We start from the raw sequence: 11,987 nt of genomic DNA on the forward strand, positions 1-11,987 counted from the left end.
GCTGTCCGGCCTGGGATGAGGCCGGTCTGCCGTCTGGCGTCCGGGCGTGGCTGACGCCGGTCCAGCGTCTGCCGGCCGGCGGGCATGGCACCGGTCCGTCGTCTCCCGGTCGGACGGCCACGGGCACCGGTCCGTCGTCTCCTGGCCGGACGGCCATGGCACCGGTCCGTCGTCTCCTGGCCGGACGGCCATGGCACCGGTCCGTCGTCTCCCGGCTGGACGGTCATGGCATCGGGCCCGTCGCCTCGCGGACGGGCGGGAATGACGCGCGGCCTTGCCGGGTGTCAGGCGGCCGTGCTCAGGGCCGCTCGGTCGGGCATGTCGGTGCCCCGCGTGGTCACGGGCACCGGGAGGAAGGCTCCGCGCCGGCGTACGAGCAGACCCGCGCCGATCGATCCGGCGATCAGCAGGCCGCCCGCGACCAGGGCGCCGCGTGCCCCGGCCCACTCCATGAGCAGGCCCAGCAGGGGCGGCCCGCCCAGGCCCCACACCGTGCCGACGCTGCTCCACACGCCGAGCACCCGGCCCCGCAGATGGGCGGGCGGATCGGTCTGCAGCACGGCCGTGCCGGCGGTGTCGGAGACGGACTCCACCACGGCCATCGGCAGCACCAGCACCAGCAGCACGGCCAGCGACGGGGACAGCCCCGCCACGACCTGGAGCAGCGCGCCCGCCGCCGCGAGCAGCCCGACGGTCCGCACCGACGGCTTGCGCAGCCGCGCGCCGAGGACCGCGCCGAGGATGCCGCCGACGGCCAGCACCGTGGAGACGGTGCCGAACGACGCTGCGCCGCCCGCGAGCGGCCCGGTGACGAGGACGGCGAGGGTGAGGCCGTAGTTCCGGCCGAAGACCGAGCTGATCCCGGTGATCCCGGCGAGGGCCATCAGCCGGGGCCGGCGCACGAAGTACGCCAGACCCTCGCGCACGGTCATCTCCGCGGGCGCCGGAACCGGCCGCGCCTCGGCCGCCGGCCTGCGCACGGCTTCCTGGACGGGCCGCAGGAACGGCACGACGGACGCCACGAACAGGAAGGACAGTCCGTTGGCCGCGTAGGCGGCCCCCGTGCCGAGGAAGGCGACGGTCACTCCGGCGAGCGCGGTGCCCACGAGCCGCCCCGCGCTGTGCACGAGGGAGCCCACGCCGATCGCGGACGGTACGTCCTCCACGGGCACGAGGTCGTTGCCGAGCAGCGCGCAGGCGGGGCCGTCGACGGTGGCGATGACGCCGGTCACGGCGGCCAGCACGAGCAGCGCCGGCATGTCGATCCGGTCCAGCGCCACGAGCAGCGCCGTGGTGAACGCGACCACGCCGAGCAGGGCCTGGCTGACGGCGACCGTCAGCTTCCGCGGCCAGCGGTCCACCGCCGCGCCGCCCAGCAGGCTCACGAACAGGGCGGGCGCCGCCTGGACGGACATCGACAGACCGGTGGCCGCCGCCGAGCCCGTGATGTGCAGCACGAGCAGGTTCTGCACCGTGAGCTGCATCCAGGTACCGGCGTTGGAGACGAAGTTCGCGGCCGACCACCAGCGCATCCCGCGGTGGCGCAGGGACCGCCACGGCGAACGCGAGGCGGAGGCGGTGCTGGACACGGGCGCGGGCAGGGCGGGGGCAGAGGACACGAAGGGTTCTCGACAACCAGGTGAGGCGGAAGGAGCGACCGGCGGAACCCGTCGGGCCGGCTGCGCTGCACGGCCGGGCCACCTGGTCCGGGCGCCGACCATGGTGGCAGAAGGGACGGGACGGAGGCAGGGGGGCGCCCCCGCCACCGAGTTCGTACGCCCGCCAAAGGGGCGCGCGCCGCTGGTAGTTGGCCGCACGCGTGGGGTTGCTCACAGGCTGCCGGAGACCGGTCGCCTCGCGGCCGACCGCGGCGAGCGCCGGCTCAGCGTTCGGACCCGCCCGGTGGGGCGGCCACCTGCAGTACGAGCAGCGCGATGTCGTCGGTGCGCCGGGCGGCCGCACCGGCGTGCCGCAGCAGACCGTCGATCAGCGCTTCCAGGTCCTCGTCGCCGGCCGCGGCGAGCCGCCCGGCGAGGTCGGTCATGGAGTCGTCGAGGTCGACGCCGGGCCGTTCGACGAGGCCGTCGGTGTAGAAGGCGAGCAGCGTGCCGGGGGCGAGCGGGATCCCGGTCACCGGGAACACGGCGGCGGGGTCGACCCCGAGGGGCGGTCCGGCCGGGACGTCGACGGGCCGGGTGGCCCCGTTCGCGAGGCGCAGCAGCGGCGGCGGGTGCCCGGCGCTGGCCAGGGTCGCGCGCCGCCCGGCGAGATCGAGGTGGGCGCACAGACAGCTGGTGAACAGGTCGGGCCCGAGATCGGCGAGCAGACGGCTGGTGCCGGAGAGGATCCGGTCCGGGGTCGCCCCGGTCGTCGCATGGGCCCGGACCCCGGTACGGACCTGCCCCATCAGCGCCGCGGCGGCGACGTTGTGCCCCTGGACGTCGCCGATGACGGCCACGGCGGCGCTGTCGCCGAGCCGGATCAGGTCGTAGAAGTCCCCGCCGATGTCCATGCCCCGGGTCGCGGGCAGATAGCGCGCCGCGACCCGCAGACCGGTGACCGTGGGCAGGGTGCGGGGCAGCAGTGCCTGCTGGAGACCGTGGGCGAGCTCCTGCTTGGCGTCGTACAGCCGGGCCCGGTCCAGGGCCTGGGCGATGAGTCCGGCGAGCGACGCCATGACCGCGCGCTCCTCCGCCGGGAACTCGTGGGGGCCTTCGTAGGACAGCACGCAACAGCCGACGGGCCGGCCGGAGATGATCAGCGGCAGGAAGGCCCAGGCCTGCTTGCCGCTGACCGGCACGGCCTCGGGGTAGAGCCGCCGCATCTCATCCGGCTGCGAGAAGAACGCCGGTATCCCGGAGGCCAGGACCTGCCCGGCCGGCGTGAACCCGGTGTCGATCGGCAGCCCGTCGAGACGCTCGACGCTGGCCGGGGGATAGCCGCGGTAGCCGGTGATCCGCAGCCGGCCGGCATCCGCCGCGGACAGCACCAGACCGTGCGCGCCGAACGCGGGCATGACCTGGTCGGCGATCAGGTCGATGACGTCCTGGACGCCGACGACCTCGGTCAGCCCGGCGGCCAGGTGCATCAGCTGGTACAGCTGCCCGGCGCGGGCGGGCGTGGCGCTCCCCGCGGACCGGGGCGGCGCCGGGGTCGCCAGGTTCCGCCCCCCGCTGGGAACGATGCGGACGCTGATGCCGCTGGCATCCGGGAAGAGGTGGAACTCCAGCCACTCGTCCGGCGGGCGGCACGCGCTGAAGGAGACCGGCTCCCGGCTGATCACCGCGGCCCGGTAGCGGTCCTCGTACGTGGGGTCGTCGAGCCAGTGCAGGGACTGCCACGGCCGCGTGCCCAGCAGCTGCTCGGCGGTCACCCCCAGCAGGTCGCAGGCCCCGGAGCTGACGTAGGTGACCCGCCCTTCCAGGTCCAGTGCGCAACTGCCTCCGGGCAGGCGTTCGACGAAGTCGGCGGCGGCCATCGCCGGACCGGCGGACGAGCGACCGGTCGCGGTGGCCAGGACGCGCGGCGCGACGGCACCGGACATCAGGGCCTCTCCGCACCCATCGGAGTCCTCCAGCAACCGGGCCAGCTGCCGGCATCTGGACGCGATGTGGCCCTCCTCCCGCCGGCTCATCCGGTGCGGACGCGTGGCCGGCCACATCAGCAGCAGCGCACCCCACCGCCGCAGGCCGGTGACGGGCGCGGCGACCATCGCCAAGGGGTACGGCAGCGCCATCGCCGTGCGCGGATAGCTGCGAGCCACCTGCTCCTGGCTGCCCAGCCAGACCACACGCTCCTCGCGGACCGCGTCGGCCACCGGCGCGGGAGCCGTCATCGGCACCCTCACCCACGGCGCGGCGAACTCGGCGGAGATGCCGTACAGAACGTCCAGCCGCAGCAGCCGCTCGTCCGGTGTCAGCAGATACAGAGCACCGATGGACGCGCCGGTGCGCCGCACCGTCTCCGCGAACGCGGCATCCAGCTCCCCGGTACGGACGGCCGGATCACCTGGGCCCGTCACCTGGCACCTCCAGCAACGCGGGGCGGACCCCGGCCGGCGGGGCGCTCGCCCGCGTCCTGGGGGCGAGCGACCTCGCCCGGTGTGCCGGGTCTCCGCCTACCGGGACGCTACGCCTACCCGGCGCGGTCGGCATGCCGTACCGCGCCGGGTAGGCGCCCGGCGGCGGTGACGCCCGGTCCTACCGGTTCACCGACCGCATTCCCGCCTCGTCGTACCGCTCGCCCGCGGCCTCGGGCAGCTCGGCGTCGATGCGGGCCAGGTCCTGCGCGGTCAGCTCGATGCCGACCGCGGCGGCGTTCTGCTCCAGGTAGGTGCGGCGCTTGGTGCCCGGGATCGGCACCAGGTCCTCGCCCTGCGCCAGCACCCAGGCGATCGCCAGCTGGGCCGGGGTCACGTCCTTCTCGGCGGCGATCTCCTTCACCTTGGCCGCCAGCCGCAGGTTCGCCTCCAGGTTGGCGTCGGTGAAGCGCGGGTTGTTGCGGCGGAAGTCGTTCTCGTCCAGCTCGGCCGGGGAGGAGAAGCGCCCGGCGAGGAAGCCCCGCCCGAGCGGCGAGTACGGCACGAAGCCGATACCGAGCTCCCGGCAGGCGGGCAGCACCTCGGCCTCCACGTCCCGGGTCCACAGCGAGTACTCGCTCTGGATCGCGGTGACCGGGTGCACGGCGTGGGCGCGGCGGATGGTCTCCGCGCTCGCCTCGCTCAGCCCGATGTGCCGCACCTTGCCCTCGGCGACCAGCTCCGCCAGCGCGCCGACCGTCTCCTCGATGGGCACGGCGGGGTCGACCCGGTGCTGGTAGTAGAGGTCGATGTGGTCGGTGCCCAGGCGCTTGAGCGAGCCGTGGACCGAGCTGCGCACATGCTCGGCCGAGCCGTCCTGCCGGCCCACGGTGCTCATGTCGCCCGGCACCGCGTCGTCCATCCGGTAGTTGAACTTCGTCGCGATCACGTACTCGTCGCGATGACCCTTGATCGCCTCGCCCACCAGCGACTCGTTGGTGAGCGGGCCGTAGAGCTGTGCGGTGTCCAGGAAGTCGATGCCCAGTTCGAGGGCGCGCCGGATGGTCGCGACGCCCTCGTCCTGGTCGGTGGTGCCGTAGAAGGCCGACATCCCCATGCACCCGAGGCCGATGGCCGATACCTGGAGGTCCCGCAGACTGCGCTTCTGCATGGGTGGTCCTTTCCCGCGCTCTCGATCGTCGTCTTCCCGCGGTGCGTGGGCCTTCCTCCATCTAGCGACGGATCCCGGCACCCGGCATCCCGTGCGGGAGACCGGGTGCGCGGATCCCGCGCGCCGGGGTGTCTTCGACGCTATGACCTGGAGCGCGCTCCAAGTCAACTCGGCCGTTCAGCCGCACCGGAAGCCCGAACAGGTCGTTCTGCGTGACCACCGGCTTGTGGCCTGCTTCCCCGGCGAAGGCGTCCCCGCCTACTGGCTGTGGACCCAGATCCTGCGGCGGCTGTCCGCCACCCGGCCGGATGCCTTTCGCGAGGTGACGGAGCCGTTCGGCGCCCTGCTCGACCCGCTGATGCCCGAGCGGTCGGCGGCCCGGACCGAAGGCCCGCGATCGGCCTCCGACTGGTCCCAGGCCCGCTTCCTCGCCCACGACGCGGTCTGCGAGGTGTTGCTCGCCCTCGCCGGACAGCACCCGATCGTGCTGCTCCTCGAAGATCTGCAATGGGCCGACAGCGCCTCCCTCGACCTGCTCAGGCTGCTGAGCACCCGCGGCCAGGGCCGTCCGCTCGGCATCGTGTTCACGGCCCGGAAGTTCGAGGCCGAGTCGGACGCGACGCTGCGCCGGATGGTCTCCGACGTGCTGCGCGGCCCCAGGACCGAGACGCTGCGGCTCTGCGGGCTCTCCCTTCAGGCCGTCGGCGCCCTCGTCGAGGCGCATGCGGGGCCCGGTGTGGATCCGATGGTCGTCGAGGTGCTGCACCGGCGCAGCGAAGGCAACCCGTACTTCGTGATGCAGCTCCTCTCCCTCGTGGGAGACGCCCGTAAACTCCACCGCCCCGATGCGGTCGACGCGCTCCTGGCCCACATTCCCACCGGCGTACGCGAGGCGCTGCACCAGCGGTTCGCCGCGCTGCCCGAGCCGGTCCTGCGGGTGCTTCGGCTGTGCGCCGTCATCGGCGCCGAGGTGGACACCGACCTGCTGCACCGGACCGCGACGCGCGACGAACCGGTCATCACGGGTCTCGAGTCGGCCATCCGTGCCGGACTGCTGGAGGAGGACCCGCACCATCCGGGGCGGCTGCACTTCGCTCATGCCCTGGTCCAGGAGACGCTCGTCGACGAGCTCCCGCGTGAGGACCGCCACCGTCTGCACGCCAGGGTCGCCGACGCGCTGTGCGCACGCCGGCGCGGGCAGGTGGGGGGCGAGGAGATCGAGCGGGTGGCACATCACAGCTGGCACGCCAAGAGCGCGCTGTCCGCCGCCGACGTCCTGCCCCGGCTGCTGCTCGCCGCGGAACACGCCGAGCAGTGCATGGCGTACGAGCAGGTGGAGATCTGGCTGCGCCGCGCGGTGCACCTGGTCGGCTTCCTGCCGCCGGACGACTCCGCCACGGTGAGGCTGGAACAGAAGCTGCACATCCAGCTCGGCCAGGTACTCGCCACCACCCGCGGCTACGGCCACCCCGAGGCCGAGGCGGCACTGACGCGCGGTCGCGCCCTCGGCCCGGCCACGCATGCCCCCGAGGACCCGCCGGTGCTCTGGGCGCTGTGCGCGGCCTACCTGGTCACCGGCCGCTACGACGCCTCGCGGCAGTTCTCCGGCCTGCTGCGGGACCTCTCACGCCAGACCCGGGACTCCGTGGCGGCGCTGGGTGCGTCGTACGGCGAAGGCATCGTGCTGCATGTGCGCGGGATGCTGCCGCAGGCGCTGGCCGAACTGGAGCGCGGCGTCGGCATGGCGGATCGTTTCGCCAACGAGGGTCACGCACTGGCCCGTACCTTTCAGCACGACCCACGTGTCTCCTGCCGCTCCTACGACACCTTCACCCACTGGCTCCTCGGGCACCGGCAGACGGCCGGCGCGCGCCGACGTGAGCTGCTGAGCCTCACCGAGTACGAGAGCCGGCCGTCCGACCGCTCCTTCGCGCTGTACGTGGACGCGGTCGTGGCGGCCTGGGAGGGTGACGCCCGCACCGCTCTCGTCTCCGGCGACAAGGGCGTCCGTGTCGCGGGCGAGCACGGGCTTCTCTACTGGAAGGCGATGCTGGGTGTCGTCAAGGGATGGGGCCTGGCGCACGCGGGAGATCACGACGGCGGCCTCGATCTCATGCACACCTCACTGGCCGAACTGGGCGAGTCCAGGACGTACTTACGCCACCCGCTCCACCTGGGCCTGCTGGGCCAGGCGCAACATCACTGCGGGCGGACCGAGGAGGCGAGGACCACCTTCCGGAGGCTGCTGGCCGCCGTCGAACAACGCCGCGAGCACGTGTACCTCCACCCGGCACTGCCCGCGACGCCGCTGCTCCACGAACTGCTGGGCCACGGCGCCGGCCAGGCGCTCGCGGGCCTGTGCCCGGAGCGGGACGGGCCCGGATCCGGCCGGTGAGCGTGGTGGACGGCTCCCTCGGCTCGCGCCGGCCGATGCCGCTCAGTCCTCGGAGATCGCGACCGCCTGCACCGGACAGGCCATGGGGACGTCGTGGACGCGCGGGTCCCCCGCCCCGTCCTCATGCCCCGGGACCAGGGCGACCAGCGCGTCGTCGTCCTGCGTGAAGACACCTGGTGCGGTCATGACGCACTGGCCGGAGCCGATGCACCGGTCGCGGTCGATGGTGATGCGCATGGCGTGGCCCGCCTCCCTTCCTTCCGTTCCCTCCGCCCGGGTCCTCACCAGGTGACGGGCAGCTCGATCGGACCCTGGGCGTCGTGGCCGGCCTTGAGAGGCACCTCGTCCAGGGGTACGGCCAGCCGCAGGCCCGGGATGCGGGCGAAGAGCCCGCCGAGGGCGATCTCCAGCTCGGCGCGGGCGAGATTCTGCCCCAGGCACTGGTGGATGCCGTGGCCGAAGCCGACGTGGTGACGTGCGTTGCGCCGGGCGTCGAAGGCGTCGGGGTTCTCGTACGCCTTGGCGTCGCGGTTCATCAGCGTGATGGAGACCAGCACCGCGTCCCCGGCCTTGATGGTCTCGCCGCCGACATCGATGTCCTCCTTGGCCATCCGGACGATGTAGTCGGAGACGGAGGTGAACCGCAGGAGTTCCTCGACCACTCCCGAGATCGCGCCGGGGTCTCGCAGCAGCACGTCGGTCTGCTCGGGGTGCTGGATGAGGGTGAGGGCTCCGAGGGCGATCGCGTTGACGGTGGTCTCGTGGCCGGCCACCAGCAGGACCAGCGCGATCATGACCACCTCGTCGTGGTCCAGGCCGCCCTCCTCCAGCTGGCGTGCGATCAGCTCGTCCAGCAGGCCGTCCTCGGGCTCGGCCTGCTTCTTCACGACCAGGCCGTGCAGATACGTGTACAGCTCGCCGAAGGCCGCGTCGGCCTCCGCCGACGTCGCGGCGCCCACGAAGTTGCGGGAGGACGCCTCGAAGAAGTCGTGGTCGGCGTACGGGACTCCGAGGAGCTCGCAGATCGCCATGGAGGGCACGGGCAGGGCGAAGGCCGACACCAGGTCCGCGACCGGCCCCTTCGCCAGCATGTCGTCCAGGAGCCGGTCGACGAGGCTCTGGAGCCGGGGACGGATGGCGTTCATGCGCTTGACGCCGAAGCTGGGGATGAGCATGCGCCGCTGCCGGGCGTGCAGGGGGTCGTCGACGCCGATCAGCGGGAACGCGAGTCCGCCGCGGCCTTCGGTGCGCTGGACGACGACGGGGAAGACCGGGTGCCCCCAGTCGGAGGACAGCCGGGGATCGACGAGCAGCGCCCGTCCCTCGGCATGGCCGGTGATCAGCCACGCCGGCCGGCCGTCGAACAGCGTGACCTGCGTCAGCGGGCTCTCGCCGCGCCATTCCGCGTAGGCCTTCGGCGGCTGGTACGGGCAGGTCCTGTCCCGGGGGAACGAGGGGGCCGGCGACTCGGTACGGCGGATTTCGGTCTCGGTCATGTGGTGCCTTTCGAACGATCGGCAGTGCGGTGGTTCATCGATGCGTGCAGGGCCACGGGGGCGGTCGGCGTGAGGGCTCCTCACGGCGGCCTCGGCCGCCCCCGGTGTGGTGAGGGAAGGCGTGATCGGCGCACGCGGTCCGCCTGCGCCGATCACGCGTGGAAGTGGGCGGTGGTGCGGGGTTCACCAGGTGACGGGCAGCTCGTGCACGCCGTAGAAGACCATGTCGGTGCGGAAGCGGAGCTCCTCGACCGGCTTGGCCAGACGCAGGGTCGGGAAGCGGCGGAACAGGGTCTCGAAGACGATCTGCAGCTCGATCCGGGCGAGTTGCTGGCCGATGCACTGGTGTGCGCCGAAGCCGAAGGCCAGATGCGGGGCGGGGCGGCGGGTGATGTCGAAGCGCTCCGGCTCGTCCACGAAGGCGGGGTCGAAGTCTGCGGCGAGGACGTGCGCGACGACCTGCTCGCCCTCGGCGATGCGCCTGCCTCCGAGCTCCACGTCCTGGGTGGCGACGCGCTCGCCGCCGAACTGGCCGATGGTGAGGTAGCGCAGCAGCTCCTCCACCGCGTTGCCGACCAGCGACGGGTTCTCACGGAGCAGGGCCAGCTGGTCGGGGCGGTCGAGGAGCAGCGCCGCACCGAGGCCGATCATGCAGGCGGTGGTGTCGTGCGCCGCGATCAGCAGGGTGCCGGCCGCGTTCATGAGGAACATGTCGTCGACGACGCCGTCGGGGTCCTCGGTGGTGATCAGCGCCGAGATCAGGTCGTCACCGGGGTCGGCCCGGCGCTCCTGGACGAGCTGGTAGAGCAGCCCGCCCAGGCGCATGCCGGCGGCCTCGGTGGCGGCGGCGTCCTGGTCGACCCGCATCATCGCCTCGGCGATCTCCTGGAACTCCGGCCGCCGCTCGACCGGGACGCCGAACAGGTCGGAGATCACCATGGAGGGCACCGGGTTGGCGAAGGTCCTCACCAGGTCGACCGGCCCGCCCTGCGCCTCGATGGCGTCGAGGTGCTCGTCGACGATGCGCTGGATGTTCGGCCGGAGCGCCTGCATGCGCCGGACGGTGAACTCCTTGGCGAGCAGCTTGCGGTCCGCGGTGTGCTCCGGTTCGTCCTGCCACAGCAGGCTGCCGCGGCCGGGCTTCTGGGTGACGACGCCGTCCTGGGTGTGCAGTGCGTGGGGCACCTGGACGCTGAACGAGGGGTCGCGCAGCAGGGCGCGCACCTCCTCGTAGCCGGTCACCAGCCACGCCTCCTGGCCGCTGGTGAAGGTGGCCCGGGTGACGGGGGCGGCCGCCCGGATGCCGGCGAGGCCGTCCGGCGGCAGGAACGGGCAGCTGCGGGCCTTGGGGACGGCGGGCGCGTCGGCGGTGGGCTCGGGCATGACTCTCCTTGCGCTGGTGGGTGGGGGGTTCGTACGACCGGGCCGGTCAGGCCGCGGCGGGTTCGAGCGCGGTCTCACCGCGCCGGGGCGCGTTCACGAGGACGGCCATGTTCCCGGAGGGGTGCACGTTGTCGTGCATCATCTGGTGCATGCGCCCGATGTCCTGGAAGCCCTCGCAGGCGGACAGGCAGGGGTCGAGCATGCCCGCGCCGACCAGGTCGATGACCTCACGGCACTCGCGGGCGCCGGCGTAGTGCGAGCCCTGGAGGCGCTTGGAGCGCATCCACAGGTGGCGCAGGTCGACGTCTCCGTTGTAGCCGGAGGTGCCGCCGCAGATCACCACCATGCCGGCGTTGTCGCACAGGTACATCGAGGTCGGCAGGGTGTCCTGGCCGCTGTGCTCCAGCACGATCCGCGGGGACCTGCGTTCGCCGAGGATCTCCCAGATCCTCTTGCCGACCCCGCGGGCGCCGCGCAGGAACCGCGCCGACGCCTCGGCGTCGCCGACGTCGGGCAGGCGGCCCCAGTGGTCGAAGTCGCGGCGGTTGACGGTGCCCGCGGCCCCGAGGCGGCGGCAGTACTCGGAGCGGTCCTCGCTGGAGACCACGGCGATCGGGATGCCGCCGGCCAGCTTCACGAGCTGGATGGCCATCGAGCCGAGGCCGCCCGCGCCGCCCCAGATCAGCACGGGGTCGCCGGGGCGGACCGTGTTGCCCCGCCAGCCGAACAGCTGCCGGTAGGCGGTGGGCCCGGTGAGCAGGAAGGCCGCCGACTCCTCCCACGACAGATGGGCGGGCTTGGGGTGGCACTGGTACTCGTCGACGCGGCAGAACTGCGCGAAGGAGCCGTAGTTGGTCTCGTACCCCCAGGCCCTGATGCTCTCCGAGACCAGCGGGTCCCTGCCCAGCCGGATGTCCTCGGCGGTCTCGTCCCACTGGCCGCTGGTGAGCAGCACGTGGTCACCCACCTTGACGTTGCGGACGCCTTCGCCGACGGCCCACACCACACCGGAGGCCTCCGAGCCTCCGATGTGGAAGTCCTCGGACTCGCCCTGGCGCTGCCGCATCCCGATCACGTCGACCGGCTTGCCCAGCGAGGACCACACGTTGTTGTAGTTGATGCCGGCGGCCATCACGTAGACCAGCACCTGCCCCCGGCCCACCGGGGGCGTGTCGACGACCTCGGTGCGGAAAGCCTGCTTCGGCTCTCCGAAGCGGTCCTGGCGGATCACCGAGGCGTACATCTGCCGCGGGACCTCACCGAGCGGAGGGGTCTCGCCCATCTCGTAGAGAGCCTTCGTCATGATTCGTCTCCCACATCTGCTCTGTCGGTCTGGGGGGCTCGCGGTGGTCGCGGGCCGGTCATGCGGTCGTCGCGTCCTCGGGTGCGGTGGGGCCGGACGCGTCCGTGACGACGTCCGCCAGCCAGGAGTCCACGGCCGCCGCGGTGGTGCCGGCGTGGTCCTCCAGCATCGAGTAGTGGTTGCCGGTCACTTCGACGACCGTGTCCACGTGCTCGGGCGGC

The 11,987-nt window shown here is 72.9% G+C and carries 8 protein-coding genes; 1 reads left to right on the top strand and 7 read right to left on the bottom strand.

What is annotated here, in order from left to right; genetic code table 11:
• Nucleotides 1-284 precede the first annotated feature (284 nt).
• From ACWEN3_RS14610 to ACWEN3_RS14620, 3 genes are all read right to left on the bottom strand, one after another.
• Nucleotides 285-1,532, bottom strand: a complete 1,248-nt coding sequence (locus ACWEN3_RS14610; RefSeq protein WP_452970050.1) for an MFS transporter — start codon at nt 1,530-1,532, stop codon at nt 285-287.
• Nucleotides 1,533-1,882: 350 nt separating this feature from the next.
• Complete coding sequence (locus tag ACWEN3_RS14615) at nt 1,883-4,021, bottom strand: SpoIIE family protein phosphatase (RefSeq protein ID WP_452970036.1); 2,139 nt, start codon at nt 4,019-4,021, stop codon at nt 1,883-1,885.
• A 178-nt stretch (nt 4,022-4,199) separates the two neighbouring features.
• A complete protein-coding gene (locus ACWEN3_RS14620; RefSeq protein WP_452970038.1) occupies nt 4,200-5,189 on the bottom strand; it encodes an aldo/keto reductase in 990 nt (329 codons plus the stop codon).
• Nucleotides 5,190-5,331: 142 nt separating this feature from the next.
• Between ACWEN3_RS14620 and ACWEN3_RS14625 the strand changes: the two genes are divergently transcribed.
• Nucleotides 5,332-7,584, top strand: coding sequence for an ATP-binding protein (locus ACWEN3_RS14625; protein ID WP_452970039.1), 2,253 nt, complete (start codon nt 5,332-5,334; stop codon nt 7,582-7,584).
• A 42-nt stretch (nt 7,585-7,626) separates the two neighbouring features.
• Here the strand turns inward: ACWEN3_RS14625 and ACWEN3_RS14630 are convergent, their stop codons facing one another.
• The 4 genes from ACWEN3_RS14630 to ccrA form a co-directional block, all read right to left on the bottom strand.
• Nucleotides 7,627-7,821: a ferredoxin gene (locus tag ACWEN3_RS14630; protein ID WP_452970041.1), complete on the bottom strand. Its 195-nt coding sequence runs from the start codon at nt 7,819-7,821 to the stop codon at nt 7,627-7,629.
• Between the two features lie 44 nt (nt 7,822-7,865).
• Nucleotides 7,866-9,080: a cytochrome P450 gene (locus ACWEN3_RS14635; RefSeq protein ID WP_452970043.1), complete on the bottom strand. Its 1,215-nt coding sequence runs from the start codon at nt 9,078-9,080 to the stop codon at nt 7,866-7,868.
• A 183-nt stretch (nt 9,081-9,263) separates the two neighbouring features.
• Nucleotides 9,264-10,463 (bottom strand): cytochrome P450, encoded by a 1,200-nt coding sequence (locus ACWEN3_RS14640; RefSeq protein WP_452970045.1) that lies wholly within the window; start codon nt 10,461-10,463, stop codon nt 9,264-9,266.
• Nucleotides 10,464-10,509: 46 nt separating this feature from the next.
• Nucleotides 10,510-11,766, bottom strand: a complete 1,257-nt coding sequence (gene ccrA / locus ACWEN3_RS14645; RefSeq protein WP_452970048.1) for a crotonyl-CoA carboxylase/reductase — start codon at nt 11,764-11,766, stop codon at nt 10,510-10,512.
• Nucleotides 11,767-11,987: the final 221 nt, after the last annotated feature.

The sequence above is a fragment of the Streptomyces sp. NPDC004561 genome (genome assembly GCF_053602155.1).